Source organism: Nonomuraea jiangxiensis (genome assembly GCF_900099965.1).
In the GTDB taxonomy this organism is placed as follows: domain Bacteria; phylum Actinomycetota; class Actinomycetes; order Streptosporangiales; family Streptosporangiaceae; genus Nonomuraea; species Nonomuraea jiangxiensis.
Genome location: NZ_FNDJ01000006.1, coordinates 148,613 through 174,716, shown reverse-complemented (window position 1 = coordinate 174,716; position 26,104 = coordinate 148,613). Strand labels below are relative to the sequence as shown.

At 71.8% G+C, this 26,104-nt stretch carries 22 protein-coding genes; 10 read left to right on the top strand and 12 right to left on the bottom strand.

Annotated features, from left to right (window positions below; genetic code table 11):
* Window positions 1–28: 28 nt before the first annotated feature.
* From deoC to BLS95_RS15165, 4 genes are read left to right on the top strand one after another with little or no spacing between them, the layout of a single operon-like run.
* Window positions 29–958 (top strand): deoxyribose-phosphate aldolase, encoded by a 930-nt coding sequence (gene deoC / locus BLS95_RS15180; RefSeq protein ID WP_245765063.1) that lies wholly within the window; start codon window positions 29–31, stop codon window positions 956–958.
* On the top strand, window positions 958–2,385 hold the full coding sequence (locus BLS95_RS15175) for an aldehyde dehydrogenase family protein (protein WP_090931621.1): 1,428 nt from the start codon (window positions 958–960) through the stop codon (window positions 2,383–2,385). The genes deoC and BLS95_RS15175 overlap by 1 nt, the downstream gene beginning before the upstream one ends.
* A complete protein-coding gene (locus BLS95_RS15170) occupies window positions 2,378–2,572 on the top strand; it encodes a hypothetical protein (RefSeq protein ID WP_090931620.1) in 195 nt (64 codons plus the stop codon). Before BLS95_RS15175 ends, BLS95_RS15170 begins: the two co-directional genes overlap by 8 nt.
* On the top strand, window positions 2,565–3,410 hold the full coding sequence (locus tag BLS95_RS15165) for an aldehyde dehydrogenase family protein (RefSeq protein WP_090931619.1): 846 nt from the start codon (window positions 2,565–2,567) through the stop codon (window positions 3,408–3,410). The genes BLS95_RS15170 and BLS95_RS15165 overlap by 8 nt, the downstream gene beginning before the upstream one ends.
* Before the next feature lie 170 nt (window positions 3,411–3,580).
* On the opposite strand, the gene BLS95_RS15160 is transcribed toward BLS95_RS15165, so the two are convergent.
* Window positions 3,581–4,891 (bottom strand): FAD-binding oxidoreductase, encoded by a 1,311-nt coding sequence (locus BLS95_RS15160; protein ID WP_218135770.1) that lies wholly within the window; start codon window positions 4,889–4,891, stop codon window positions 3,581–3,583.
* A 71-nt stretch (window positions 4,892–4,962) separates the two neighbouring features.
* Between BLS95_RS15160 and BLS95_RS15155 the strand changes: the two genes are divergently transcribed.
* On the top strand, window positions 4,963–5,799 hold the full coding sequence (locus BLS95_RS15155) for a helix-turn-helix transcriptional regulator (RefSeq protein WP_176993197.1): 837 nt from the start codon (window positions 4,963–4,965) through the stop codon (window positions 5,797–5,799).
* On the opposite strand, the gene BLS95_RS15150 is transcribed toward BLS95_RS15155, so the two are convergent.
* The 5 genes from BLS95_RS15150 to BLS95_RS15130 all read right to left on the bottom strand — a co-directional run bounded on the left by BLS95_RS15150 (window position 5,743) and on the right by BLS95_RS15130 (window position 12,312).
* On the bottom strand, window positions 5,743–7,101 hold the full coding sequence (locus BLS95_RS15150) for an MFS transporter (RefSeq protein WP_090931616.1): 1,359 nt from the start codon (window positions 7,099–7,101) through the stop codon (window positions 5,743–5,745). The genes BLS95_RS15155 and BLS95_RS15150 overlap by 57 nt on opposite strands.
* Before the next feature lie 71 nt (window positions 7,102–7,172).
* Entirely contained in the window at window positions 7,173–8,615 is a 1,443-nt protein-coding gene (locus BLS95_RS15145; protein WP_090931615.1) for an amidase, read from the bottom strand.
* 72 nt (window positions 8,616–8,687) lie between these two features.
* The gene (locus BLS95_RS15140; protein WP_090931614.1) at window positions 8,688–9,365 is read right to left on the bottom strand and encodes a hypothetical protein; all 678 of its coding nucleotides are present in this window, start codon (window positions 9,363–9,365) and stop codon (window positions 8,688–8,690) included.
* Window positions 9,366–9,378: 13 nt separating this feature from the next.
* Complete coding sequence (gene hrpB, locus BLS95_RS15135; RefSeq protein ID WP_090931613.1) at window positions 9,379–11,970, bottom strand: ATP-dependent helicase HrpB; 2,592 nt, start codon at window positions 11,968–11,970, stop codon at window positions 9,379–9,381.
* A gap of 6 nt (window positions 11,971–11,976) precedes the next feature.
* Entirely contained in the window at window positions 11,977–12,312 is a 336-nt protein-coding gene (locus tag BLS95_RS15130) for an ArsR/SmtB family transcription factor (RefSeq protein ID WP_090931612.1), read from the bottom strand.
* A gap of 86 nt (window positions 12,313–12,398) precedes the next feature.
* Here BLS95_RS15130 and BLS95_RS15125 point away from each other — a divergent pair, with 86 nt between their 5' ends.
* Window positions 12,399–13,607 (top strand): MFS transporter, encoded by a 1,209-nt coding sequence (locus BLS95_RS15125; protein ID WP_090931611.1) that lies wholly within the window; start codon window positions 12,399–12,401, stop codon window positions 13,605–13,607.
* Here the strand turns inward: BLS95_RS15125 and BLS95_RS15120 are convergent.
* Window positions 13,538–14,368 carry an undecaprenyl-diphosphate phosphatase gene (locus tag BLS95_RS15120; RefSeq protein WP_090931610.1) on the bottom strand — a complete coding sequence of 277 codons (831 nt, stop codon included), beginning with the start codon at window positions 14,366–14,368 and terminating at the stop codon, window positions 13,538–13,540. The genes BLS95_RS15125 and BLS95_RS15120 overlap by 70 nt on opposite strands.
* A gap of 213 nt (window positions 14,369–14,581) precedes the next feature.
* Complete coding sequence (locus BLS95_RS15115) at window positions 14,582–15,391, bottom strand: NmrA family NAD(P)-binding protein (RefSeq protein WP_090931609.1); 810 nt, start codon at window positions 15,389–15,391, stop codon at window positions 14,582–14,584.
* Window positions 15,392–15,465: 74 nt separating this feature from the next.
* Between BLS95_RS15115 and BLS95_RS15110 the strand changes: the two genes are divergently transcribed.
* The 3 genes from BLS95_RS15110 (at window position 15,466) to BLS95_RS15100 (ending at window position 17,131) form a co-directional block, all read left to right on the top strand.
* Window positions 15,466–16,377 (top strand): AraC family transcriptional regulator, encoded by a 912-nt coding sequence (locus BLS95_RS15110; protein WP_090931608.1) that lies wholly within the window; start codon window positions 15,466–15,468, stop codon window positions 16,375–16,377.
* The gene (locus BLS95_RS15105; RefSeq protein ID WP_176993196.1) at window positions 16,374–16,880 is read left to right on the top strand and encodes an HAD domain-containing protein; all 507 of its coding nucleotides are present in this window, start codon (window positions 16,374–16,376) and stop codon (window positions 16,878–16,880) included. Before BLS95_RS15110 ends, BLS95_RS15105 begins: the two co-directional genes overlap by 4 nt.
* A 62-nt stretch (window positions 16,881–16,942) precedes the next feature.
* Window positions 16,943–17,131: a PspC domain-containing protein gene (locus BLS95_RS15100; protein WP_090931607.1), complete on the top strand. Its 189-nt coding sequence runs from the start codon at window positions 16,943–16,945 to the stop codon at window positions 17,129–17,131.
* Between the two features lie 60 nt (window positions 17,132–17,191).
* On the opposite strand, the gene BLS95_RS15095 is transcribed toward BLS95_RS15100, so the two are convergent.
* The 3 genes from BLS95_RS15095 to BLS95_RS15085 form a co-directional block, all read right to left on the bottom strand.
* Window positions 17,192–18,901 carry a thiamine pyrophosphate-binding protein gene (locus BLS95_RS15095; RefSeq protein ID WP_090931606.1) on the bottom strand — a complete coding sequence of 570 codons (1,710 nt, stop codon included), beginning with the start codon at window positions 18,899–18,901 and terminating at the stop codon, window positions 17,192–17,194.
* A gap of 127 nt (window positions 18,902–19,028) precedes the next feature.
* Window positions 19,029–20,402: a hypothetical protein gene (locus BLS95_RS15090; protein WP_090931605.1), complete on the bottom strand. Its 1,374-nt coding sequence runs from the start codon at window positions 20,400–20,402 to the stop codon at window positions 19,029–19,031.
* Window positions 20,403–20,433: 31 nt separating this feature from the next.
* Window positions 20,434–23,328 (bottom strand): peroxidase family protein, encoded by a 2,895-nt coding sequence (locus BLS95_RS15085; RefSeq protein ID WP_090931604.1) that lies wholly within the window; start codon window positions 23,326–23,328, stop codon window positions 20,434–20,436.
* A 390-nt stretch (window positions 23,329–23,718) separates the two neighbouring features.
* Between BLS95_RS15085 and lipB the strand changes: the two genes are divergently transcribed.
* Window positions 23,719–24,354, top strand: coding sequence for a lipoyl(octanoyl) transferase LipB (gene lipB / locus BLS95_RS15080; protein WP_090931603.1), 636 nt, complete (start codon window positions 23,719–23,721; stop codon window positions 24,352–24,354).
* Window positions 24,355–24,408: 54 nt separating this feature from the next.
* On the opposite strand, the gene BLS95_RS15075 is transcribed toward lipB, so the two are convergent.
* The gene (locus BLS95_RS15075) at window positions 24,409–25,938 is read right to left on the bottom strand and encodes an amino acid permease (protein ID WP_090931602.1); all 1,530 of its coding nucleotides are present in this window, start codon (window positions 25,936–25,938) and stop codon (window positions 24,409–24,411) included.
* Window positions 25,939–26,104 lie beyond the last annotated feature (166 nt).

Sequence of the window (26,104 nt, the reverse complement as noted above, 5' to 3'; positions counted from 1 at the left end):
GGTCGGCGATGCTGTGGTGGTGTCAACTGTGACGAGCTCGCTCGCGGACGTCGCCTCGTCCGACGCGGCGTTGCGAGCATTCCTGCATGGCCTGCCCGGAGTCGACAGGGTGGGCGCGGACCAGCGGGCGGCGGTGCTGGGCACCCGTTCGATCAAGACGACGGCCAAGGCGGCGGCGATCGACCTGGCCATCTCGATGGTGGACCTCACGACCCTCGAAGGAGCCGACACGGCGGGCAAGGTGCGGGCCATGTGCGCCAAGGCCATGCGGCCCGGGGGTGACGCGCCGCGGGTGGCGGCCGTGTGCGTCTACCCCGACCTGGTCGCGGTGGCCGTCGAGGCGCTCAAGGGCTCCGGCGTGCGGGTGGCCTCGGTGGCGACCGCGTTCCCGAGCGGCCGGACCTCGCCGGAGATCAAGGTGAGCGAGACCGGTATGGCGGTGGCCGCCGGGGCGGACGAGATCGACATGGTGATCGATCGAGGTGCGTTCCTGTCGGGCCGTTACATGAAGGTGTTCGAGGAGATCGTCGCGGTGAAGGCGGCCTGCGGGGACGCCCATCTCAAGGTGATCCTGGAGACGGGCGAGCTGGCCACCTACGACAACGTGCGCCGCGCGTCGTGGCTGGCGATGCTGGCGGGCGCCGACTTCATCAAGACCTCGACCGGGAAGGTGTCCCCCGCGGCCACACCCTCGGTGACCCTGATCATGCTGGAGGCGGTGCGCGACTTCCGCGCCGCCACCGGACGCCAGGTGGGGGTCAAGCCCGCGGGCGGCATCCGTACGACCAAGGATGCGATCAAGAACCTGGTGCTGGTCAACGAGACCGCGGGTGACGACTGGCTGACCCCCGAGTGGTTCAGGCTGGGCGCGTCCTCGCTGCTCAACGACCTGCTGATGCAGCGAGAAAAGCTGGCCACCGGCCGTTACGCCGGTCCCGACCACTTCACCCTGGACTGATGATGGCGATCTTCGAGTACGCGCCCGCGCCCGAGTCCCGTGACGTCGTCGACCTCCAGCCGTCGTACGGGCTGTTCATCGACGGTGAGTTCGTGGACGGCTCGGGGCCGGCGTTCAAGACGATCAACCCGGCGACCGAGGAGACCCTCGCCGAGGTCGCCACCGCCACCGCCGACGACGTGGACCGCGCCGTGCGGGCCGCGCGCAAGGCGTTCGGCGGGTGGAGCGGCCTGCCGGGGGCGGAGCGGGCGAAATACCTGTTCCGGATCGCGCGGATCATCCAGGAGCGCTCCCGCGAGCTGGCCGTGCTGGAGTCGCTGGACAACGGCAAGCCGATCCGGGAGGCGCGCGACGTGGACGTGCCGCTGGTGGCGGCGCACTTCTTCTACTACGCGGGCTGGGCCGACAAGCTGGCCCATGCCGGGTTCGGGACCAGGCCGCTGGGCGTGGCGGGGCAGGTGATCCCCTGGAACTTCCCGCTGCTGATGCTGGCCTGGAAGATCGCCCCGGCGCTGGCCTGCGGCAACACGGTGGTGCTCAAGCCGGCCGAGACCACGCCGCTGACGGCGCTGCTGTTCGCCGACATCTGCCGCCAGGCCGACCTGCCGGCCGGGGTGGTCAACATCGTGACGGGCGCGGGCGAGACCGGCGCGGCGGTGGTGGCCCACCCCGACGTGAACAAGGTGGCCTTCACCGGCTCCACCGAGGTCGGCCGGCTCATCGCCAGGACGGTGGCGGGCACCGGCAAAAAGCTCACCCTGGAGCTGGGCGGCAAGGCGGCCAACATCGTCTTCGACGACGCCGCCATCGACCAGGCGGTGGAGGGCATCGTCAATGGCATCTTCTTCAACCAGGGCCACGTGTGCTGCGCCGGCTCCCGGCTGCTGGTGCAGGAGTCGGTCCAGGAGGAGCTGCTCGACGCGCTCAAGCGGCGCCTGACCACCCTGCGGCTCGGCGACCCGCTGGACAAGAACACCGACATCGGCGCGATCAACTCCGCCGCGCAGCTGGCGAAGATCCGCGAGCTGTCCGACCTCGGCGAGAGCGAGGGCGCGCGGCGCTGGTCCCCGGAGTGCGAGCTGCCGAGCAAGGGCTTCTGGTTCCCGCCGACGGTGTTCACGCAGGTGGCGCAGTCGCACCGGATCGCCACGGAGGAGATCTTCGGGCCGGTGCTGTCGGTGCTGACCTTCCGCACCCCGGCCGAGGCGGTGGAGAAGGCCAACAACACCCCGTACGGGCTGTCGGCCGGGATCTGGACCGAGAAGGGCTCGCGCATCCTGTGGATGGCCGACAGGCTGCGTGCCGGGGTGGTGTGGGCCAACACGTTCAACAAGTTCGACCCCGCCTCACCGTTCGGCGGCTACAAGGAGTCCGGCTACGGCCGTGAAGGCGGGCTCCATGGGCTGGAGGCGTACCTCGATGTGTGACCATCGCAGGACCCGCCGCCGCAAACGGCGGGCGCAGGCCACCCGCGGGCACGCCTTCGCCCGGGCCGGACGTCCCGTCCGCAAGGGGTGGTACGCCCACCGCTGCGGCGTGAGCCGGTGCGGGCAGGTCTTCGTGCCGGTGGAGATGACGCAGGAGTCCATGTGGAGAGGGCGGGGCGATGAGTAGGTTGTCCGTCAGAAAGACCTACAAGCTGTACATCGGCGGGGCGTTCCCGCGCTCCGAGAGCGGGAGGTCCTACCCCGTGACCTCGCCCAAGGGCGATTTCCTGGCCAACGCGTCGCGGGCGTCGCGCAAGGACGCCAGGGACGCCGTGGTGGCCGCGCGCAAGGCGTTCCCCGGCTGGTCGGGCGCCACCCCCTACAACCGGGGGCAGGTGATCTACCGGGTCGCCGAGATGCTGGAAGGCCGGCGGGCCCAGTTCGCCGAGGAGCTCGGCGGGGGCAAGCGGGCCGCGCTGGAGCAGGTGGACGCCACGGTCGACCGGCTGGTCTGGTACGCGGGGTGGTCGGACAAGATCGCGGCCGTGCACGGGGCGGCCAATCCGGTGGCGGGGCCGTACTTCAACCTGTCCTCGCCCGAGCCGACCGGTGTGGTGGCCGTGGTGGCGCCCGCCGATCCGCTGCTCGGGCTGGTGTCCGTGGTCGCGCCGGTGATCGTCACCGGCAACACCTGCGTCGTGGTCGCCTCCGAGCCGGCGCCGCTGGCCGCGATCACGCTGGCCGAGGTGCTGGCGACCTCCGACCTGCCCGGCGGTGTGGTCAACGTGCTCACCGGGCGGCAGGCCGAGCTGGCGCCCTGGCTGGCGGCGCACATGGACGTCAACGGGCTCGACCTGACCGGGGTCGGGGACGAGGAGCTGGCGCTGCGGTGCGAGCAGGAGGCCGCCGAAAACCTCAAGCGGGTGCTGCGGCCGGTCGCGGAGGACTGGACGGCCGACCCGGGGACCGGCCGGATGACCCGCTTCCTGGAGACCAAGACGGTCTGGCACCCGGTCGGCATCTGAGCGTCCCGGGCGACCGGCGTGCCGGCAGCCTGCCCGAGGTCTGTCGGCGCCCTGCCGTCTGCCCGCCCGCCGCCCGCCCGCCGTCTGCTCGCCGTCTGCTCGCCGACCGCCCGCCGCCCGCCCGCCGTCTGCCTCCCGCCACCCGCCCGCGGTAGGCGCGGTCCGGGGGCTCAGGCGGGCGGGAGGCCGTGGCGGAAGAGGTGACTGGGGTCCCAGCGGGCCTTGAGCGTGGTCAGGCGCTCGCGGTCGGCCGGGTCGTAGGCCCTGCGCACCTCCTCCGGAGTGGCGTTCTCGCCGTACAGGAAGTTGAGCACCCGGCCGCCGGTGGCCCACGGCGTCAGCGCCTGCCTGACCCCGTCGTGTGCGAGGCGCAGGTGCCGCGTGTCGGCGCCGGGCGTGAGGCCGGGGGTCAGCAGGCCCGCGAAGTAGAGCGCGTCCCGGTTGCCCACCGAGTTGGGGTGCGACCGCGGCTTCGCCAGCGCGCCGCCGAGGTGGCGGACCTCGACCACGCTGTCCGCGCCGAGCAGCACGTCAAGGGCCGCCGGTGGCAGCTCGCGCAGCAGGGAGTGCGTGGCGAAGTAGCCGGCCGGGCCCTTCGGGTCGTCGTGGATGGCGCCCGAGGCGGTGTAGGGCATCTCACCTACTGTGTCCTCCAGCCGGGGGCCGATCGCGCGCAGCGGGCGTACCAGGTCGGCGCCCTCCTCCGGATCGCCCGCGTACGCGATGCGGATGTGGGCGACCTTGCGGCCCCGCAGCGGGGCGGGCACCTGCGGCAGGTCGGGGAACGGAATGATCGCGATGGACGACGTCATCTCGTCCGGTAGCGCGGCCGTCCAGTCCGCCCAGGTGCGCAGGGCGGCCGGCACGAGGTCGGCTGCGAAGTGGAGGGCGCCGCCGTACAGGCGCTCGACCGGGACGAGACCGATCTCCAGGGCGGTCACCACGCCGAAGCCGCCCCGCCCGCCGACCAGTGCCCAGTACAGGTCGGGGTCGCTCTCCGGGGTGACGTGGCGGAGCCGGGCGTCGGCGGTGACCACGTCGATGGCCCTGACCTGGTCGGCGGCGTAGCCGTACAGCCTGGCCAGCAGGCCGATGCCGCCGCCGAGGGTGTAGGAGACCGCCCCGACGTCCGGGGAGGAGCCGGACAGCGGGGCCAGGCCGTGGCGGGCCGCCGCCTCGATGACCTGCTCCCAGCGCACGCCGGCCTCGACCCTGGCGGTGGCGGCGGCGGGGTCGATGGTGACGCCGTTCATCCTGCCGGTGGTGATGAGCAGGCCGCCGGGCGTGGTGCGGGGCAGGCCGTGGCCGGTGGCCTGGACGGCGACGGACAGCCCTGCGTCGGCGGCGTGGGCCACGGCCCGGCGCACGTCGTCGGCGGTGGCGGCGGGGACGATCAGATCAGGCTCGTACGGGTCCAGGAGCTGGAAACCCCTACGTTCGGCGTTGTAATCAGGGTGGGTTCTGTCCAGTGTTGGTAGCACCTGTTCAGGGTGTCGGCCGGTCCCTCCATAAGTCAAAGAGATGATACTTCTGAGAGCTAGAAGGAATGGTTATGAGCCTGGGTGAGTTCCTGCGTTCCAGGCGGGCGCGGCTCCAACCGGAGGACGTGGGTCTCAGCCCCGGCGTACGGCACCGGCGGGTGGCCGGGTTGCGGCGCGAGGAGCTGGCCCCGCTGGCGGGCCTGAGCGTCGGCTACTACACCCGGCTTGAGCAGGGCCAGGGCCCCAACGTGTCCGCCGAAGTGCTCGACTCCCTGGCCAGGGTGCTGCGGCTGGACGGCGACGAGCGGGCCCACCTGCACCGCCTGGCCCGCGCCGCCGGTCGCCCCGGCGAGCCGGGGCCCGAGCTGCTCCGGCCGGGCATCAGGCGCATGGTGGAGTCGTACACCGGCGTGCCCGCCTGGGCGGTCGGGCGCCGGGCCGACGTGCTGGCCTGGAACCGGCCGGCGCACGCCCTGTTCACGCCGCACCTGGACTTCGACGCGCCGGACCGCGAGCCGCGTCCGAACTTCGCCCGTATGGACTTCCTCGACCCCCGGTCCCGCGACCTCTACGTCGACTGGGAGCAGAAGGCCAGGGACGACATCGCCTACTTGCAGGTGTCGCTCGGCAGGTTCCCCGGCGACCGGGGACTGCGCGAGCTGATCGACGAGCTGCGGGCGGGCAGCGCGGAGTTCCGGGCCATGTGGGCGGAGCATCCGGTGAGCAACTGCGCCTCCATCTCGCGCGGCTACCGGCATCCCGAGCTGGGCGTTCTCACGCTCACCTCCGAGCTGCTGCGCACGCCGGACGACGAGGGGCAGGGCGTGGTGCTGTTCCAGCCGGAGCCCGGGTCAGCCGGGCTGCTGGACCGGCTGACGCAGGCGCAGTGGCAGGACCACGCCCAGTAGGACCACCGCGCCCGCCACCACGAACGCCGTACGCAGCCCGCTCAGCAGGTCGGCGTGCGCCGACACGATCGCCGTCAGCCCGGCCACCCCGATCGCCCCCACGAACGTCGGCAACTGCGCCAGACCACCCGCCACCCCCTGGTCGGCCGGGTCGAGCCCGGACGTGATCGTGGTGACGGCCGCCACCACGGTCAGCACGTGACCGAAGCCCATCGCCGCCGAGGTGGCCAGAAGCACGCCGAGCCCGCCGGCGGCGGGCAGCAGCGCCATCGCCGCCGTACCGGCCGCCTGGACGGTCAGGCCCACGGCGATGGTCGCGCGGGTGCCGCGCGCGTCGATCAGCCGGGCCGCCAGGCCGCCCGCGACCAGGGCCGCCACGCCCTCGCCGAGGAACCCGAGCCCCGTCTCCAGCGCCGACCAGCCGAGCACCTCCTGCATGTAGACGCTCAGCAGCACGGTCGCCCCGCCGCACATCGCGAACGTGACCAGCGCCGTGACCATGCCCCACCGCACGGTGGGCAGGCGCAGCAACCGCGGCGGCACCAGCGGGGCACGGTGCCTGGCCTCGACCGCCAGGAACGCGCCGAGCAGCAGCCCGGCCGCCACCGCGCTCGCCCAGCTCAGCGTGGAGACGCCGTAGACCAGGGCGAACAGCCCCGCGGCGGCCAGCACCGCACCGGGCACGTCCAGCCTGGCGGCGGCCCGGTGGCCGGCGGCCGGGACCACCGTGAACAGCCCCACCAGCACCACCACGCCGATGAAAGCCAGGATGAGCATCGTCCAGCGCCAGCTCAGCCCGCTGGTGACGACGCCCCCGCCGATGGTGCCGGCCACGAAACCCAGCGACAGCAGCGCGCCGTTCACCCCCAGGGCCCTGGTGCGCCGGGGACCCTCGGGAAAGACCGTGGTCATCAGGGCCAGCGCGGTCGGGCCGATCATGGCCGCCGCCACCCCCTGCCCGGCCCTGGCCCCGACCAGCACCGCGGGCACCGGGGCCAGCGCCGCCAGCAGGGAGAACGCGGTGAACGCCGTCACGCCGAGCGCGAACAGCCTGCGCCGCCCCACCACGTCCGACATCCGCCCGAACAGCGGCATCAGCGCGGCCGTCGGCAGCAGACAGGCGGTCACCACCCACTGCAGGTCACCCCGCGTGGCGAAGGCCAGCTCGCGGCCGATCTCGGGCAGGGCGACCGTGATGATCGAGTAGTCGAGACCCGTCATGAAGGTGGCGCCGCACAGCGTGATGAGCACCAGCCAGCCGCGGGTTCCCAGGCTTTCCCTGGTCGTGGGGGCAGAGGTCATACGGGCCAGGCTCGGGCACGGCCCCGTCGGCAGCCAGCGCCCTGCCGGAGGTACACCTGCCAGGTGCAGGCTCAGAACGCGAAGCCGGGAGGGCGCAGCGGCGGATGGGCGCGCTGGAGCTGGGCGGCCAGGCCCAGCAGGTGGGGTTCGCCGCCGGGCGGGGCGATGAGCTGCACGCCGATGGGCAGCGCGCTGGAGTGCGTGGCGATGGGGACGGTGATCGCGGGCCAGCCGCACATGTTCCAGGCGCCGGTGGCGGGGGCGTACCGGATGTTGGTCAGGGAGTTGCGCAGGAAGCCGCGCTCGCCCCAGCGCTCGGCCCTGGGCGGGACGGCCGCGAGGGCGGGCGTGATCAGCGCGTCGGCGTCGCCGAACCACTGGTCGGCGCCGTAGGCCCGCCAGCGTTCCCGGCCGCGCACGCCGCTCAGCTTGAGAGCGCCGAGCACCTTGCCCACGCGGGCGAGCCCCCGGGAGCGGCGTTCGAGCCGGCCAGGGTCCAGGCCGCGGACCGAGGTCGCGGCCTGGACGAGCCAGGCGGCGACCGTGGCGGGACCGAGCCAGGCGGGCAGCCTGCGGCCGTGCTCGACGATCGTGTGACCGGCCACCCGCAGCGTCTCCGCCGCCGCGCGCACCGCGGCCCGGAACTCCCTGTCCATCGGCATGCCCGCGGGCAGCGGCTGGGGTGCGTAGGCCACCCGCAGGTCGAACGGCTCCGGGCTGTCGGGCGGCGGCTGCGGCTCCCACACCTCGTCGTCGTCCGCCCAGACCGAGCGCAGCATGGTCGGGCGCGGCTCGACCCGCCGGCCGCTCCGCCACGCCTCCGCCAGCGCCGGGTCCCCGGCCAGTACGGACAGCGCCAGCGACAGGTCGGGCGCGGTCGTGGCCAGGGGACCGTTCTCGATCAGCCGGTCCCAGTCGTCGGTCGGGGCGGGGACCAGGCCGGTGCCCGGTTTGATGGCCAGCACGCCGCAGCAGGCCGCCGGGATGCGCAACGAGCCCATGCCGTCGTTGCCCAGCGCGAGCGGCACCATGCCCGCCGCCACGGCCGCGGCGCTGCCGGCCGACGAGCCGCCGGGCGTGCGGGTCAGGTTCCAGGGGTTGCGGACGATGCCGTACGGGCTGTCGCCGAACGCGACGAGCCCCAGCTCGGGCAGGTTGGTCAGGCCGACGACCACCGCGCCGGCCGCGCGCAGCCGCGCCACCGTCTCGTGGTCCTCCCGGGCGGGCGTGGTCGCCGTGGCGGCCGAGCCGCCGCGGGTGGCCTCGCCCGCGACCTCCAGGTTGTCCTTCACCGCCACGGGCACCCCGGCCAGCGGCAGCTCAGCGAGGTCGCGCCGCTTCTGCACGGCGTGCGCCTCGTCCACGGCCTGCTCCCTGACCAGCCGGAACGCCCCCACCCTGGGATCCCGCTCCGAGATGGCGTGAAGGTGCTCCTCCACCACGGTCACGGCGCTGACCTCGCCCTGCCGGACGGCCGTCGCGATCTCCACAGCGGACCTGCCTGCCCACAACATGACTAGAGTGTGCAGGTTTTCACACTTCGTGGCGAGCCTCTGGACGATCTCGGCCGCCACCCGGGCCACGCCTCAGGGGCGGAGCCAGATCCGCAGCGGGCCGATCGGGGTGAAGCCCTGCTTCGTGGCCGGTTCGGGGTCCGACTCGTAGCCCACCAGCGGGCGGCCGGGGAACAGCTCGGCCGCCAGGGCCACAGTGCCGGACCACGCGGCGTCGATGTCGCAGCCCGAGGCGTAGACGTTGGAGACGCCGACGACCCGGCCGCTCGCGTTGAGCATCGCGCCGCACACGATGTCGCCCTCGATCCGGCCGCACAGCGGGCTGGCCGCGCCGAGCAGTCCCGGCAGGAACAGGTCCCGTACGCCTCCGGAGAAGCACGCCTCCTCCCACTCGCGCAGCGTGGCCGCGTCCTCGACGACCTCCCAGGCGATCGGGTCGCCGGTCGCCGCCGGTCGCGGGGTTCCGCCGGGGGCGGGGTGGTGGATCCAGGTCGCCTCGAACAGCACGTCGAAGCCCGGCAGGTCGAGTGTGGCGAAGCTGTCCTTGACCGAGGCGCCGGAGCCCGGGTCGATGCGGTCCAGCACGTCCGCCGCGCTCGCCGCCGGGGAGAGGGTGACGGCGTCGGGGTAGAGGGGCGGGGTCCTGGTGGGGTTCGTCCAGGCCAGGTCGGTGAACGTGCCGGGGATTCCGTGCGTGCGGCACATCAGGTCGCACCACTCGGCGTTGTTGCGGACCGCCTCGTTGATCATCGCGAACTCCGTCTCACGTTCTCGGTTTCACGCGGCGGGTGGGCTGGGCGGTCAGAGGGTCCTCCGGCCACGGGTGCTTGGGGTAGCGGCCGCGCAGCTCCGCGCGTACGGAACGGTAGCCGTCACGCCAGAACGACGCCAGGTCCGCCGTCACGGCCACCGGGCGGCCCGCGGGGGAGAGCAGGTGCACGAGCACCGGCACGCCCGCGATCCGGGGCGTCTCCACCCAGCCGAACAGCTCCTGGAGCTTCACCGCCAGCACCGGCTGCTCGTTCGTGTAGTCCAGGCGGATGTGGGAGCCGCTGGGCACCTCGATGCGCTCAGGGGCGGTCTGGTCCAGGCGCTCGCTCCACGGGATCAGCCGTCTGAGCGCGGTGGCCACGTCGATGCGCTCCAGGTCGGCGCGGCGGCGGGCGCGTGACAGCTCGGGCTCCAGCCACTGGTCGGCCAGGTCGACGAGCGAGTCCATCGAGGGCCAGGGGGCGCCGAGCGCGCGGTGGCAGAAGGCCAGGCGGGCCTTGAGCTCCTTGGCCTGCTTCGTCCAGGTCAGGACGTCCTCCGTACGCAGGCCCTCCAGGACGGCCGGGCGCACGTCGGCGTCCTTGAGCGGGGTGGCGGACAGCTCGATCGCGCCGAGCCGCTGGACCCGGCGGGCGGACACGTCGCCGCGGCGCTCGCCCGGGGGGACGTGCCAGGCGATCTCGTCCTCGGTGGTGACCGGGTGGGCCAGCCTGGCGGTCTCCTCGTCGATGGCGACGGCCTGCCTGATCCGGGCCGAGGCCGAGCCCGCCGGCCGGTCCGCCACGGCGATGGCCAGCCACTCCGCCGTCTGCAGCCTGGCGCCGTCGGCGAGCTGGGCCTGGGTGCCGGAGGCCATCAGGTAGCCACCGCCGCGCCGCCGGGCCACCCGCTCGGGGAACGCCAGCGCCACCGCCATCCCGGCCAGCACCTCATCCCGCCCGGCCCGCCCGTCCAGCGCGTCGCCCCGCCCACCCGACCGCGCAGAGCGAGGGGGCTTGCCGGGCTGGGCGGAGGGAGGTGGCTCGGCCGGCCGGGTCGAGGGAGTGGGCTCTTGGTCGCGGGACTGGAGGGCGGTGCGGCGGAGGCGGTCGGTCTCCTGGCGCCAGCGGGCCGCGAAGCCGGGGCCGCCGCGGCGGGCCGTACGCCAGACCTCCACCAGGTCGTCGCCCGCCTCGCGGGGCAGTTGCTCCGACAGCAGGGCCACCACCTCGGCGGCCTCGGGGCCGAGGTCCAGCAGGGCCCTGGCCAGGCGGGGATGTACGCCCGCGAGCGCCATCCGCCGCCCGCGCCCGGTCACCCGGGAGGAGTCGAGCGCGCCGAGGGCCCGCAGGGTACGGGTGGCGGCCGACATCGCGGCGGCCGGTGGCGGGTCGAGCAGGGCCAGGCCCGCCGCGTCCGGCACGCCCCAGCAGGCCGCCTGCAACGCGAACCCGGTCAGGTCCGCGAGCGCGATCTCCGGCCGGGCATGGTCGGCCAGGCGCTCGTGCTCGGCGGCGGACCAGCAGCGGTAGACCGTGCCCGGCGCCTGCCTGCCCGCCCGGCCCGCGCGCTGGTCGGCCGCCGCCTTGGAGACCCGGACCGTGGTGAGCGAGCCCAGGCCGCGGGCGTGGTCGGTACGCGGCTCGCGGGCCAGCCCGGCGTCCACCACCACGCGGACGCCGGGGACGGTCAGGCTGGACTCGGCCACCGACGTCGCGAGCACCACCCGGCGGGCCGCGCCGGGGGCCAGGACGGCGTCCTGGACGTGGGCCGGGGCCTGGCCGTGGACCTGGAGCAACTCCACGGTGCCACCGAGCATGCCGGCCACCTTGGCGATCTCGCCCACGCCCGGCAGGAAGCACAGCACGTCTCCGTCGCGCTCCGCGAGCGCGCGGCGTACCACCGAGGCCACGTGGGTCAACAGCGCGGGATCGACCCGCAGGCCGTGCGGCGGGGCGACCGGGCGGGCGGGCGGCGCCCAGACCGTCTCCACCGGATGCGTCGCGCCGGTCGTGGCCACGATGGGGCCGCCGAGCAGGCGGGACCACGGCGCGGCGTCGGCGGTGGCGGAGGTGGCCAGCAGGCGCAGGTCGGGGCGGAGGGTGTCGCGCACGTCGAGCAGGAAGGCCAGCGCCGTGTCCGCGTCCAGGTGGCGCTCGTGGCACTCGTCGAGCATGACGGCGTCCACCCCGGCCAGCTCCTGGTCGCGCTGGAGGCGTTGCAGGAGCACGCCGGTGGTGACGACCTCGACCATGGGGTTCGCGCCGGTGTGGCGTTCGCCGCGGATGCTGTAGCTCACGCCCATCCGCCGGGCCGCCGCGCGTACGGCCAGCCGGCGCGGCTCGGCCACCAGCACCCGCATCCCGGCCTCGGCGAGGGCGAGCGGCACCACCGTCGTCTTGCCGGTGCCGGGCGGGGCGGTCAACACCGCCGTGCCGTGCCGGTCGAGCACGGCGAGCAACTCGGGCAGGACATCCCGAATCGGCAGGGAGTCGGCCGGCCGTGGATCCACCGCCCGGTGGGCGGCGTGAGGCAGGTGGGCGGCGTCAGGCCGGGCGGCGGCGTGAGGCAGGTGGGCGGCGTCAGGCACGGGATCGTCAGGCATGGCGGGTCAGAGTGGGACCGGGGCTCCGGCGGTCATGGGACTGGCGGCCAGGATCGAGTCCAGCAGGCCGGGGAAGCGGGCGTCGAGGTCGTGGCGGCGCAGGCTGATGTAGACCACCCGGCCCTCCTGCTTGGAGACGATCACCCCCGCCTCCCGCAGCGTCCGGTAGTGGTGTGAGGCGGTCGACTTGTGCACGCCCAACTGGTCTCCGGCGTCGCCGCACGTCATCTCCCCGCACGTGGACAGCCGCCCGACGATCTCCAGGCGCACGGGGTCGGCCAACGCCCGCAGGACCTCCGTGAGCTGGATGTCCTCCGTGGCGGGGTGCGGTAGCAGACGCATACGAAGAACCCTACCTCCGTCCGATTGTTTGACAACGATCCAACTATAGGACAGTTTGATGCTTGTCCAACTTTGACGGAGGCTCCATGAGTTCGCGGCTCTACCCGCTCGCTGTGGGAAATTTCGCTGTCGGTACCGGGATGTTCGTGACGGCCGGGCTGCTCGCCCCCATCTCCGCGGATCTGAGGATCTCCACGTCCGCCGCCGGGCAGCTCATGACGATCTTCGCATTGGCGTACGCGGTGCTGTCGCCCCTGCTCGCCGCCCTGACCGCGCGCCTGTCGAGACGGAACCTGTTGCTGCTGGCCCTGGGCGTGTTCGTGGTGGGCAACACCTTGACCGCGCTGGCTCCGACGTACCCGCTGGTCATGGCGACCCGGGTGGTCGCGGCGGCGGGGGCGGCCATGTTCACGCCCACCGCGTCGGGAGTGGCGACCGCGCTGACCACGCCCGATCGCCGGGGGCGCGCGCTGGCGCTGGTGATGGGCGGGCTGACCGTGTCGTCGGCGATCGGGGTGCCGCTCGGGACCTGGCTGGGCTCGGCCTCGGGGTGGCGGGCGACGATCTGGCTGGTGGTGGGGCTCGGTGTGATCGGGTTCGCCGGGGTCGCGGCCATGGTGCCCGAGGTGCGGATCGCGACGTCGGGGCGGCTGCGGGAGCGGTTCGCGCCGCTGGGTGACCGGCGGGTGCTGGCGGTGCTGGTGACGCAGTTGCTGACGTTCGGGGCCGGGTTCACCGCCTACACCTACATAGGGTCGCTGTTCGACCTGCCGTTGCCCGCGTTGCTGTGGGCGTGGGGGATCGGCGGCATCGTGGGCAACCAGCTAGGCGGGCGCTTCACCGACGCGTACGGGCCGCGCAGGATGGTGCTGATCGGCCTGGCCGCGGCCACCGTGTTCATGGCCCTCATCCCGGTGGCGAACCTGGCGCTGCCGATCGCCCTGGTGTGGGCGTTCCTGTGGGGCGGGCTGGGCTGGCTGGTGGGGCCGGCGCAGCAGTTCAGGACGGTCGCCGCGGTGCCCGGCAACGTGTCGATCGGCCTGGGGCTGCTGTCGTCGGCCCAGTACATCGGCCTGTTCGTGGCCGGGCTCGCGGGTGGCGCGGCACTCGACTGGTACGGCCGGGCCGGCGTGGTCGTCTTGTCCACCGGCCTCGGACTGCTGTCCGTGCTGTTCACCCTGGTCACCTACCGGCCCGCCGCGGAGCCCGGCCCGCCGGCCGAGGATCAGCCGATCGCCGGGATCCAACCCGCGGTGACCGCGAGGATGACGAAGAAGCCCAGGATGATGCGGTAGATCACGAAGCCGGTGAAGCGGTGGCTGCTGATGTAGCGCAGGAACCAGGCCACGGCCGCGTAGCCGACGATGAAGGAGATGACCGTGGCCAGGATCGTCGGCCCCCAGTCGGGGGCCTTGCCCTCGCCGATCTGGGTCAGCTCCAGCAGGCCCGAGGACAACACCGCGGGGATGGCCAGCAGGAAGGAGTATTTCGCGGCGTCCTCGCGGCGGTAGTCCAGCAGCAGGCCGGCCGTGATGGTGCCGCCCGAGCGGGACACGCCGGGGATCAGGGCGAGCGCCTGGGCGAAGCCGTACACGATGGCGTGGGGGAAGCTCAGGTGCTTTTCGAGCGTGAGCTTGTTGCGGGCGGTGCGGTCGGCGAACCACAGGATGCAGCCGAACACGATCAGCGTCGTGCCCACCAGCCGCAGGTCACGGAAGACGGTCTCGATCTGGTCTTTCAGCACCAGGCCCAGCACGCCGATGGGCAGCGAGCCGGCGATGATGAACCAGCCCATGCGGGCGGCCCAGTGCCGGCGCAGCTCCTTGACGAACAGCGAGCGGGTCCAGGTGGAGACGATCTCCCAGATCTCCTGGCGGAAATAGATCAGCACGGCCGTCTCCGTGCCGAGCTGGATCACCGCCGTGAACGCCGCCCCGGGGTCCTCCCAGCCGGCGAAAGCGGAGACCACCCGGATGTGGGCGCTGGAGGAGATGGGCAGGAACTCCGTGAGCCCCTGGATCAACCCCAGAACCACCGCTTCGAACCAGCCGATCACGAGTACACCTTCCCAGGACGCGCGAGTGACGAGGGTGAGGCTAGCGGAAACGGGGCCGGGCGGTTGCCCGCGTGAGGCGTCCGGGGTCGGTGGGGGTGGACAGGTCCGCCGGTGGGCGGGCTGGTCGGCTGCCGGATCAGGTGCCGATTTCCGGTGGGAAACGACCGTGACCGTCCGGCCGCTCGTGAGACGAAGGTCACGGTCCGGGGAGCGTTAGCGGGTCCAGACCTTGGCGTTGGCCCTGGCGAAGTCGGCGAAGTCGCGGGCGGGCCGGCCGAGCGCCTGCCGTACGCCGTCGTTCAGGTGGGCGTTGCGGCCGTCGAGGATTTCGCCGAACATCTCCGCCAGGCCCTCGGCCTCCTCCTGCGGGGCCCCCTGCGCGACCGCGGCGGCCACGAACTCCTCCCGGGTCACCTGCACGCTGACGATCTGCCTGCCGGTGGCCGTGGACAGCTCCTGTGCCGCCTCGGCGAAGGTCAGCAGCCGCGGGCCGGTCATCTCGTACAGTTTGCCCGCGTGGCCCTCCTCGGTGAGCGCGGCCACGGCCGCCTCGGCGATGTCGTCCACGTCCAGGAACGGTTCGGGCACGTCCTCCGCGGGGATCGCGATGACGCCTTCGAGGACCTGGTCGAGCAGGTGGCCCTCGCTGAAGTTCTGCATGAACCAGCTGCAGCGGAGGATCGTCCACTCCGCTCCCGACTCCTGGACCGTGCGCTCGCTCGCCTGCGCCTCCGGCTCGCCCCGGCCGGACAGCAGGACCAGCCGACGTACGCCCTTGCCCACGGCCAGCTCGGTGAACGCCTTGATGTCGTCGTACGCGCCGGGCATGGCCAGGTCCGGGTAGTAGGAGAGGTAGACGGCGGTGACGCCGTCGAGGGCCTGCGGCCACGTGGAGCGGTCGTCCCAGCCGAAGGCCGGGGTGGCGGAGCGGGACCCGATCCGCACCGGCAGGTCCAGGGCGGTGAGTCGGTCAGCGATACGGCGGCCGGTCTTGCCGGTGCCGCCCAGCACCAAAATCGTCATGTATCCAGTAAGCCGTGATACCGGTAAGACTCTCCATGGTTGAGAAGCGCAATCCCATATGCGATCGTCTACCCATGGACCAACTCGCGGCGCTACTGGACGGCCCGCGAGCCCGTGGCGCCTTCCTGCTCCGTTCGATCATGGATCCGCCCTGGTCGCTGCGTATCCAGGACGAGGCGCCGCTGTCGGTGGCGGCCCTGGTGAGCGGCGAGGCGTGGATCACGCCGGACGGCGGCGACCCGATACACCTCTCGCCGGGCGAGGTGGCGATCAACCGGGGGCCGGAGCCGTACACGGTGGCCGACGACCCCGCGACCGAGCCGCAGATCGTCATCCACCCCGGCCAGCACTGCACCACGCTCGACGGCGTGTCCGTCTACGAGTCCATGGACCTGGGCGTCCGTAGCTGGGGCAACAACCCGGACGGCGGGACGGTGCTGCTCAGCGGCACGTACAATCTGGAGGGTGAGGTCAGCAGGCGGCTGCTGGAAACGCTGCCCCCGCTGATCGTGCAGCCCGGCGGCCCGGTCATCGCACTGCTCGGCGCCGAGATCGTCAAGGACGAGCCGGGGCAGGAAGCGGTGCTGGACCGGCTGCTGGACCTGTTGGTCATCGCGGTGCTGCGGTCGTGGTTCGCCACCCACGAGGCGCCCTCGTGGTATCGCGCGATGGGCGACCCGGTGATCGGCAAGGCCATGCGCCTGCTGCAGAACAATCCCGCCCACCCGTGGACCGTCGCCACCCTGGCCGGCCGGGTCGGGATTTCGCGGGCCTCGCTGGCCAGGCGCTTCACCGAGCTGGTGGGGGAGCCGCCGATGTCCTTCCTCACCGACTGGCGTCTGGCACTGGCCGCCGACCTGCTGCGGGAGCCGGACGCCACGATTGGCTCGGTGGCCAGAAAGGTCGGCTACGGCAGCCCGTTCGCGCTCAGCGCGGCCTTCAAACGCGTACGCGGCATCAGCCCGCAGGAACACCGGACCGGATGAGACCTCTGCTGCTGCTGGACGTGGACGGCGTGCTCAACCCTATGAGGGGGCCCAGTCCCGACTTCCGGGCTTACCGCTGCCTGATCGGCAGCGAGGTCTACACGGTGCACCTCAACCCCCGGCACGGCCGCCGGCTGCTCGACCTGGCCCTGACGACCGGGTCCGAGCTGGTGTGGGCGACCACCTGGGAGGATCACGCCAACGATTGGATCGCTCCCAGGATCGGCCTGCCCTCGCTGCCGGTCATCCCCATGAGCCCGGAGGCGCCGAGCGAGTTCGGGGAGATGTTCAAGACCCCGCACGTGGCGGCGTACGCGGGGCGGCGGCCGTTCGTGTGGTTCGACGACCAGGTGTGGGCGGAGGACGAGGAGTATCTCAGGGTTCATCGGGGTCTGGCGGATTTCCTGCTCGTCCATGTGGACCCGAGGATCGGACTGACCAGCCGACATCTGGGCATGGCACATGAGTGGCTGACCCTTACAGGGTTTTCTCAGGGTTCCTGACGGGAGTTCCACAGACCGGTCGCCCGTTCTACGGGTAGCTGGTAACCACACGGAGGGACATCATGTACCGCTCACGAGAACACCGGATTCTGGCGGGCGTCTGCGGCGGCATCGCCGACAAACTCGGACTGCCGCCCACGCTGGTCAGGATCCTCTGGGCGATCCTGTCGCTCTTCCCCGGGCCGCTCTGGGTCGCCTACGTCGTCATGTGGATCCTGATCCCCAACGAGCCGTCGGGACACCGGGCCTGAGGGCTGTCGGCGGGGCGGCCGGCCTGGCGCCGCCCCACCCGGTGTCCGGCTCCCGGCGAGTCAGTCGTCGCGGAGACGCTCTTCGAGGGCCTCGACCAGACCGGCGATCACGCCGTCCGGCGAGGGGCTGTAGTGCGGGACCGCCCAGCGGGTTATCCGGGCGTCGATGACCGTGGGCCGGCCGGAGCCCAGCGCGCCGCGGAACGCGTCCTCGAACTCCTCCAGCGTCTCCACCCGGTGGCCGTCCGCGCCGCACGCCCGTGCGTACGCGGCGAAGTCCGGGTTCCGGAACTCGACGAGCCCGCTCTCCCTGTACTCCGAGAGCTGGTAGAGCTTGATGAGCTTGAACTGCTCGTCGTCGAAGATGACCCAGATGACGGGAAGGTCATGCTCGACGGCGGTCATCAGCTCGAAGCCGGACAGCGAGTAACACCCGTCGCCGCAGCCGACCACGATCGTACGGTCCGGATGCGCGACCTGCACCCCGAGGGCGCCGTTGACGTGCCCGGCCATCGGCCCGAACGAGCCCGCCTTGCGGAAGTGCTGGCCTTCCTCCAGTTCCACGAAGTAGCCGAGCCACGCGAGGTGCGCGCCGGCGTCGGCGAGCAGGATCGCGCGTTCCGGCAGCATCCGTCCGATGGCCTGCGCGAGCTTGCCCGGGTGGATGTTCCCGGTGACGTGCGGGATGTGCCTGGCCTCGTAGTCCCGGCCGTCGATCGTGACGGGCGTGACCTCGCCGACCCGCTTGTCCAGCGCCTCGACCAGGGCCGCCACCGCCGGCCGGGCGTCCGAGCGGAGCGTGTAGTGAGGTTTGTACGCCTTGTGGAACTCGGTCTCCGAGATGTTCACGTGGATGAGCGTCTTGCCGTTGAACAGGTCCCTGCGGTAGTCGAACGTCGCGTGCTGGTTGAGGGAGTTGCCGACGCACAGCACGACGTCGGCCTCGCGGAAGGCCTTCCAGGCGCTGGCGTGGCCGCTGTCGGCGAAGACGCCCACCGACAGCGGGTGGCTCTCGGACACGATGCCCTTGCCGTCGAGCGTGGTCAGCAGCGGGATCTGGAACCGCTCGATGAGCCGCTTGACCTCCGCCCCCGCGCCGCTGCGGATGGCGCCGAAGCCGACGAGCGCCACGACACGCCTGCCGTTCGTGAGGGCGTCGGCCAGCACCGAGGCGATCTCCTCCACGCGGGCCGGGTCGGGCTGCACCGGCGCGACGGCGAGCCGGATCCGCCGCTCCTCCCCGACCTCGACGTCGGGCTGGGACAGATCCCCCGGAACGTGGATGTGCACCGGCCCCGGCCGCCCCTCGAAGGCGATGTTGACCGCCTCCTCCAGCACGTCCCAGGTGTCGGCGGCGCTCGTCAGCAGGAAGGACCGCTTGGTCGTGGCCGCGAACATGGCCCGCGAGTCGGGCGTCCCGTTCAGGCCCGAGGTCTCGTTGAGCGAGCCCCAGCCCTGCCACTTCCGGTTGGCGTATCCGGAGACGGCGAGCACCGGGTAGGAGTCGGACATCGCCATGGCCAGCCCGGAGAACAGGTTGAACGCCCCCGGCCCCGCCGTGGCGAAGCAGAAGCCCAGCTTGTTGGTGTACATCGCGTAACCGCAGGCCATGAACGAGGCGGCCTGCTCGTGCCGGGTGATGATGGGCCGGATCTGCCGCGAGTCCCGCAGCGCCAGCATGAGGCCGGCGGCGTTCTCCCCGGCACCGCCGAAGGCGGCCCGTACGCCGATGTCCTCCAGCCCCTTGACGATGGCTTCGTACACTCTCATGATCGCACCTCTCCGCGCGTCGCTTGTGAGGGAGCCGCTGATCGAGCGGCTCCCGCCCCCCGGGGATCGTCTTTGTGGCGCCCTTTTCGGATCCCTCCGCGGCCGGCGGAGCCGGGAACGGCCGTCGCTACGCGTGCCACCGCGCGGCGTGCCGGGCGTGCGCGTCGGTCGTGCCGTTGGTGAAGAACCGCTCGTAGTATTCCGACTCGACGTGGTGCGTCTGCAGCCAGATGCCGGGCACGTGGATGGCGTCGGCGTGCGCGGGGAAGCGCCCGTGCGTGGCGTGGATGTAGACGCAGATGTCGCGTACGCAGTCGATCACCCGCTGGTCGTATTCCCGGGCCTCGGCCAGGTAGCGCTGCCCGAAGTCGTCCTTGTAGATGCGGGCGAACGTCTTCGGGTCGCCGTAGATGCCGCCCGGCCCGAACTTCGCCCGGACGACGCTCTCGACGGCCGCCTCCATCGAGGCGTGGTTGGGCGGGCAGGCGGCCTTGATGAGGTGCTCCCCGCCGGCCCGGAGCCCGACCGGATGCGACCGCAGGGTGGCGTATTTCGGCAGGGGCACATGCCAGCGCAGGATGTCGGCCGGCCGGAACCGCGGCGTGACGAAGTCGAAGCCGAGCATGCGGCCGTACGCGCGGGAGAACTTCGGGTCGCCCAGCATGATCTGCGGGTGGATCGAGGCGTGGATCCAGGCGCCGAGCCCCATGGCGTCCGCGGCCAGCATCATGTTCTGGACGAGCAGGTCGGCCTCGATCTGGGTGCGCATCGGCCCCAGCGCGCCGAGCGGCAGCTTGAGGTCGGCGTTGAGGAACCCGTTGCGCACCCATTTCCGCACGCCCGCCGGCTGGTAGAAGTTGCGGTCGTCGACGAGTGCCGGCCTGGCCCCCTCCGGCTGGGTGAGCAGGTACATCAGCGCGTTGATGTACTGGTGGGAGAGGTCGACCACGGGCAGGAAGACCGTGGTGCCGGGCAGGTTGGACAGGAAGCGGTTGGAGTCGAGGTAGGCGGGGAAGTCCCGCATGCCCTCGGCGACGTCGAGCCGGTGCGGCAGCACCTGTATCTTGGCCCGGCGTGCCCGCTCGACCAGCGTGTCGGCGTCGAAGGGCAGGCCGGGGGCGGGCTCCAGCTTCTTCAGGAAGTAGGTGCCGGTGTCGTTGATCATGAAGAAGTGGGTGCCCTGGGCGTTGTCGGGGCTGCCCGCCGTACGGCCGGTCATGTTGAGGTTGGGCTTGGCCATGATGGGGTCGCCGTTGCGCGGGTCCTCGAAGGGCCGGTCCGGCATGGTGAGGCCGGAGCAGCCGGTGAGCGCGATGAGCACCGCCTCCTCCAGCTCGGTCAGCGGGAGCGGCTGATGCGGCGACCGGTAGCTCATCGACCCGGCGGGCACGTCGGCGCCGCGGCTGACCCGGTGGGTCCGCCGCCGCCAGATGGTCTCCATCAACGGCCTGGCCAGGAAATCCGCCAGCCCTTCCCGCCTGGTCTCCGGCTCCACGGACATGGTCGCCCCCTCCCTCTCAGACCTGCCCGGCTCAGGCGCCGTGCCCGTCGGGCGTGGACGCGCGCCAGGGTGCGAACGCGCTCGTCGTGCGCGGCAGGAGGCTCGCCAGCTCGGGGCAGTGCCGCAGGATGACGCTCTTCATGCCGTTGCGCTCGATCCAGTCCAGCCCGAGCGGGGTGTAGATCTCGGGCCGGAAGTCGACGGTGAGGAACCGGTCGCTCTGCAGCCGCCGGCTGGCCATGAGGATGAAGATGCGGAAGGCCGTGTCGCTGAACCCGAAGTGCTCGGGGGGATTTTCCGCGTAGAGCCCGACCACCGTGTCGATGTCGTCGACCGTGCGGTAGACGCTCTTGAGCCGCGTCAGCGTGTCAGGGTCGGAGGTGAGCTCCTCGAAGCTGCGCAGGCGCGGCTTGTGCAGGCCGGTACGGAAGTCGTTGTAGCGCGGCACACCCCGGCGGCGGGTGCGGACGAGGTCGACCACGGACAGGTCGATGATCTCCCCGCTCCGCTCGAACGCCTGCAGCGCCCGTGGGAAGTTGCGCAGGGTGATCGCCCCGGGATGGGCGATGCCCAGCGAGTAGAGAGAGTTGGCCAGGCCGACCCGGCGCATCAGGGGCTCGGTGGCGGCGCCTTGGACGTCGTGGAATCCCAGGGTGTCGAGCGTCCGGTCGGACCGGTGGTCGGCGATCCGGTAGTCGTCGGGGATGAGCGGGTGCATCCGGTAGACGGTGACGAAGTCCTCGGTGAGCGAGTACGGGACGCCGTGGTGGTCGGGTAGGGTCTCGGGGATGCCGGTGAGCGCGTGGGCGTCGACCAGCCACAGGCCGAGGCGGGCCAGCCAGTTTTGCGGCGGGCCCGACCAGTTGGCCGTCAGCCCGATGTCGATCAGCTCGGTGGCGAGGATCGCGGGCGTCCACTCCACGGTGTGGATCTTGGCGATCAGGGCGGAGATCACCAGCCGCGCCGTGTGGTAGACGGTGTCCTCGTCCATCCGGGGGTATTGGCTGCGCAGGGCCGCGCACACGGTGTTGTGCTCGCGGGCGAAGAGGGTGTGCATGACGCTCAGCCCGAGCCACCAGTTGTTACGGAAACCGGTGATCGGGATGCCGTCCGGGCCGGGCACCAGGTGGCCCTCCGGCAGGTGCAGCGCCGCGCCGCCGTCCGGCTCGCGCAGGGATTTGGCGACGGTCTCGTCGCCGCCGTAGACCTCCGAGCCGTCCCACCAGTGGGAGGCGGAGTTGGCGAACAGGATCGGCGACTCCGCGCCGCCGGCGCTGACGTCCGCGCCGAACCGCATCGTCCCCTCGGGTGCTCCACCGGGCGTGTTGACCCAGGTCATGCCGGGCGGGAGCGGCACCTCCACGCTCTGACCGCCCGCCGGGTGGCGCTTGTGCTCGACCCAGTCGTGCACCTGGAACTGGATCCACGCGGCGGCGAGGATGTTGAGCGACCTGGCCGGGAGGAAGGTGTCGCGGTGGAGCAGCTCCCTGCTGACCGTCACCGGATTGGGCGTGTCGAAGAGGTCGGGCCGGTGGACGGGCGGGAGGTTGCGGCCGAACGCCGCGCCGAGCGCCCCCATCCGCGGCGCGGACAGGTCGTTGTAGGTGCCGTCGTAGGTGCGCCTGCCCCGAAGGTGCTCGTCGATGGGCGGGGCCACCGGGTGGGGCCGCGGCACGGGCTCGTGGGGCTCGGTGTCGATGAGGTTGTCCCGGCGCAGCACCTGCCGGATGGCCTCGATGTTGAGCAGCCCGAGATAGGTCGGCAGCCGGTCCCAGGGGACGCGCCGGTTGAGGGCGTCGAAGCCCTTCTCCAGCAGGGCGCCGGCGATGAGGTTGCGTTTCGGCGTGGGCACGACGAAGCGGTGCCCGCGGCGATGGGCGCTGGAGGCTTCGTAGGCGGCCCTGCGGGCGCGGTTGAGGTTGCCGAGGGGGCGGAACTCGTCGGTGGTGTGCCACGGATCGAAGGCGAGCTGGTCGATCCTGAGCGCGGTGGCGCGTGCCTGCGCGGTGTCGAGGTCCTGGCGCGGGATCGTCAGCGTGGCCACCGGGATGACGGGCGTGTCGGCCTCCCGCCACTCGGCCGCGCCGTTCTCCACGGGCGTGAGCCTGGCGTTGGTGTAGCGCTGGACGCACAGGTCGAAGACGACCTCCGCGCGGGCCAGCCGCGCGGCGAACTCGTGGCCGAGGTAGTCGGGATCGCCCTGCGGCGGGTGCGGCGCCGCCGGTGTGCCCGCGGCGGGGCGGAGCCGGTAGCGCACCGGCCCGGCGGGCCCCCACAGGATCGAGCCGCGGCTCCAGTAGGTCTCCAGCGCGAGGCTGCGCACCGGGCGTCCGGTGGCCGCGGTCACGTTGCGCCGCATCCGCGCGGCCGTGGACCAGCCGAGCCTCCAGGGCAGCTTGGCGTAGAGCGCGACGCCCTTGCGCAGGGTCGAGTCGGCCCCCGCCATGACCTGCGCGAACACCACGAACTCGCGGGCATTCTTGGCGTGGGAGACCGGGTAGTTCGTCATCAGCAGGTCGTGGGTCTCCTCCGGCCCCACCTCGATCCGCAGCGCCGCGCCGCGCAGGTCGGGCGCGGCGTCGGGCTGGTGGACGCCGCTGGCGTTGGAGAGCCGGACCACGGCCGGGTATTCGGCGCCGGGCTGGGCGAAGCCGGTGCGGAGGTCCTCGGGCAGGTCCCGGCGGAATGCCAGCCGGGCGTTGTCGACCCCGACGATGCCCTTCGCGTGGAAGGCCCGGTCGATGCCGGCGGCGCCGCTGCGCTCCTTGATCTTCCATTGGACCAGCATGAGGTCGCGGGCCAGCCGGTCGAAGATCTTCCGCTCGACCTCGGGGCTGCCTCCCACGTAGCGTTCGTATCGCTCGGCCGCGGGCACCTCGTGGACGGCCGGAGCCTTGTCGGCGCGGCGCTCTTCATGCTTGGTCATGTGAACATCCCCTCCCCGAGGCTCGCTCTCGATCGTCGCAAGAGCGGTTCGGGCCGCGGCGCCAAGAATCTGTAGCTCGCTATTCCCCGAGGTCAGGGAAAGAATGCGCCCCCCGGCCGTAGAGTTATCGATTCTAGCGCGAAATTCGGCATTCGTCCGGTTTCGTTCATCGTCGCGTAATGGCATGCCAGAAGTCGAATAATTCATGCGACAAATCAGATAAAGGGTTGTCTTTAATATCGGGCCGCCTCAAGGGAAATTTCCTGCTTATTTACCGGTGGCGGAACGGGTGCACGGGCGCTCCGGCCCTCCTCCGGGCACCCCCGCCCCCGGTCCCCGCGTCCGGGGGGCGTGCCGTCGCCGTCCGGCGGCCGACATATCCTCGAAGCCATGAGGGCAAGGCCGCTGACGCTCATCCGCGATGAGCTCGTCGAATACGACAAGGCGATGGAGCGCATGTCCGACCTGGTCGGGCAGCGCCAACGGGACGAGCGGCCGGACACGCTCTGGTTGCTGAGTCACCCGTCCGTCTACACCATCGGGCGCCGCACCCCGCTCTCCCACCTGCCCGACCCCTCCCGCGGCATCCCCGTCGTCGAGACCGGGCGGGGCGGCCAGCTCACCTACCACGGGCCCGGCCAGCTCGTCGGCTACCTCGTCGTCAAGCTGTCCGAGGGCGAGGGGATCGTCGACTACGTGCGCGAGGTGGAACTGCGGCTGGTCGAGGCGCTGGGCAAGCTGGGGCTGCCGGCCGAGCGACGTGACACGCCGCCGGGCTCCGAGCTGCTGACCGGCGTGTGGACCACCGGCACCGGCCGCAAGATCATCTCGATCGGGATGCGGCAGAGCAGGGGGGTCACGAGCCACGGGTTCGCGCTCAACGTGGACGGTGACCTGACGCCGTGGGACTGGGCCGTCGCCTGCGGGATGCCCGACGTGGACATGACCTCGCTCAAGCGCGAGCTCGGCGCCACCGGCATGGACGAGGTCCGCGCGGCCGTGGCCGACGCCTTCGAGGCCTCCTGACCGGTACGGGAGACGGGCTCGTGGGGCACGGCCGTACCCCACGAGCCGGGAGCCTCAGGCGATCGGGACCTCGTCGACGGTGCGGCGGGGCCCAGTGAACCAGTGGCGGGCCGACGCGACCCACCACAGGGCGATGCCGACCAGCACGACGCCCACCGCGATCGGCGCGTAGTTGACCGACGTCCAGGCGAAGTCCTCGTTGCCCGGCACTCCGGCCGGCGAGAACGGCATGATGAAGTAGATCGAGACGATCACGATCTCGACGCAGGCGATCCAGCACAGGACCCGATATTTCCGGCCGAGGGTCCACGGTCCCGGCTGGAAGGCGTCGCCCATCCGCAGCCGGAGCCAGATCGGGATGAGGAACGCCAGATAGAGCCCGATGACCGCGATCGACACGACGGCGTAGAAGGCGACCGGGGTGGTGAGGCCGGGCGGGGCGTAGAGGGCGGGCAGCGTGATCAGCGCGGCCATCACGCAGCCCGCGACGATCGCGTTGACCGGGGTGCGGTTGCGGTCGACCCTGCTCCACAGCCGCCAGCCGGGCACCGCGCCGTCGCGGGAGAACGCGTACGTCATCCGCGACATCGACGTCACGCAGCTCATCCCGCAGAAGAACTGGCCGACGGTGGAGATCGCGAAGATGGCCGTGGCCCAGCCGGACGTGAGCGCGGACTCGAAGATGGCCCCGACGAATCCGCCGGCCTCGTTGAGCGCGTCCACGTTCGTCGCCGCGAACAGGAACGACAGCAGCAGGATCCACCCGCCGATCGCGGAGTAGAAGATCGACTGCCACAGCCCGCGGGCCGCGCTGCGCGCCGCGCCCTGCGTCTCCTCCGACACGTGCGCGCAGGCGTCGAATCCGGTGATCGTGTACTGGGTCAGCAGGAAGCCGAGCGGCAGCACGTACAGCCAGAAGGGCACGCCCTCGGCGCCGGCGCCGAAGCCGGAGGTGTTGTTCGTGCCGCCGAAGACGAAGCCGAGCGACTGGTGGTCGTCCGGCACGAAGACCAGGATGGCGACCACGATCGCGGCACCCGCCACGTGCCACCAGACCGAGACGTTCTGCAGTAAAGAGATGAGCCTGTGGCTGTAGACGTTGATCAGGGCGTGCAGCGCGAGGATGACCACGAACAGCAGGAACGCCTGGTGGAGCGTCCCCTCCCAGCCCCCGCCGGTCACCCGGCTGAGGGTGATGTTGAGGAACGTGGCGCACCCGTAGTCGACCGACGCGGTGACGGCGATGAGGCCGATCAGGTTGAGCCAGCCGGTGAACCAGCCGTGGATCGGCTTGCCCAGCTTGGCGGCCCACCAGTAGATGCCGCCCGCCGTCGGGTACGCCGACACCAGCTCCGACATGCAGAAGCCGATGATCAGGATGAAGAGGGAAATGAGCGGCCAGCCCCAGGAGATGGCGATGGGGCCGCCGTAGTTCCAGGCCTGGCCGAACGTGGTGAAACAGCCGGCGAGGATGGAGATGATCGAGAACGAGATGGCGAAGTTGGAGAAACCGCTCCAGGTGCGGGCCAGCTCCTGCTTGTAACCGAGCTCGGCGAGTCGCCTGGAATCCTCTTCCATGCTCATTGAGGTCTCCCTGGGGGGCGCGGAGGACGCTCTATTTGGTCTACGTCTAGACCATTTCCGCCCAGGGGACAAGGCGTTACAGGCGAGTTTCGCTCTGGTCAGACCGGCAGGTCGTCAGCGCGGGGGGCGCACGGGTGGCGGGTCCGCGGCGAGAGGGCGGCGGAGC

What these genes read in the sequence shown, in the direction of transcription:
- BLS95_RS15175 (WP_090931621.1), top strand. Translation starts at nt 958, where the DNA reads ATGATGGCGATCTTCGAGTACGCGCCCGCGCCCGAGTCCCGTGACGTC.
- BLS95_RS15170 (WP_090931620.1), top strand. Translation starts at nt 2,378, where the DNA reads ATGTGTGACCATCGCAGGACCCGCCGCCGCAAACGGCGGGCGCAGGCC.
- BLS95_RS15165 (WP_090931619.1), top strand. Translation starts at nt 2,565, where the DNA reads ATGAGTAGGTTGTCCGTCAGAAAGACCTACAAGCTGTACATCGGCGGG.
- BLS95_RS15155 (WP_176993197.1), top strand. Translation starts at nt 4,963, where the DNA reads ATGAGCCTGGGTGAGTTCCTGCGTTCCAGGCGGGCGCGGCTCCAACCG.
- BLS95_RS15150 (WP_090931616.1), bottom strand. Translation starts at nt 7,101, where the DNA reads ATGACCTCTGCCCCCACGACCAGGGAAAGCCTGGGAACCCGCGGCTGG.
- BLS95_RS15145 (WP_090931615.1), bottom strand. Translation starts at nt 8,615, where the DNA reads ATGTTGTGGGCAGGCAGGTCCGCTGTGGAGATCGCGACGGCCGTCCGG.
- BLS95_RS15140 (WP_090931614.1), bottom strand. Translation starts at nt 9,365, where the DNA reads ATGATCAACGAGGCGGTCCGCAACAACGCCGAGTGGTGCGACCTGATG.
- hrpB (WP_090931613.1), bottom strand. Translation starts at nt 11,970, where the DNA reads ATGCCTGACGATCCCGTGCCTGACGCCGCCCACCTGCCTCACGCCGCC.
- BLS95_RS15130 (WP_090931612.1), bottom strand. Translation starts at nt 12,312, where the DNA reads ATGCGTCTGCTACCGCACCCCGCCACGGAGGACATCCAGCTCACGGAG.
- BLS95_RS15125 (WP_090931611.1), top strand. Translation starts at nt 12,399, where the DNA reads ATGAGTTCGCGGCTCTACCCGCTCGCTGTGGGAAATTTCGCTGTCGGT.
- BLS95_RS15115 (WP_090931609.1), bottom strand. Translation starts at nt 15,391, where the DNA reads ATGACGATTTTGGTGCTGGGCGGCACCGGCAAGACCGGCCGCCGTATC.
- BLS95_RS15110 (WP_090931608.1), top strand. Translation starts at nt 15,466, where the DNA reads ATGGACCAACTCGCGGCGCTACTGGACGGCCCGCGAGCCCGTGGCGCC.
- BLS95_RS15105 (WP_176993196.1), top strand. Translation starts at nt 16,374, where the DNA reads ATGAGACCTCTGCTGCTGCTGGACGTGGACGGCGTGCTCAACCCTATG.
- BLS95_RS15100 (WP_090931607.1), top strand. Translation starts at nt 16,943, where the DNA reads ATGTACCGCTCACGAGAACACCGGATTCTGGCGGGCGTCTGCGGCGGC.
- BLS95_RS15095 (WP_090931606.1), bottom strand. Translation starts at nt 18,901, where the DNA reads ATGAGAGTGTACGAAGCCATCGTCAAGGGGCTGGAGGACATCGGCGTA.
- BLS95_RS15090 (WP_090931605.1), bottom strand. Translation starts at nt 20,402, where the DNA reads ATGTCCGTGGAGCCGGAGACCAGGCGGGAAGGGCTGGCGGATTTCCTG.
- BLS95_RS15085 (WP_090931604.1), bottom strand. Translation starts at nt 23,328, where the DNA reads ATGACCAAGCATGAAGAGCGCCGCGCCGACAAGGCTCCGGCCGTCCAC.
- lipB (WP_090931603.1), top strand. Translation starts at nt 23,719, where the DNA reads ATGAGGGCAAGGCCGCTGACGCTCATCCGCGATGAGCTCGTCGAATAC.
- BLS95_RS15075 (WP_090931602.1), bottom strand. Translation starts at nt 25,938, where the DNA reads ATGAGCATGGAAGAGGATTCCAGGCGACTCGCCGAGCTCGGTTACAAG.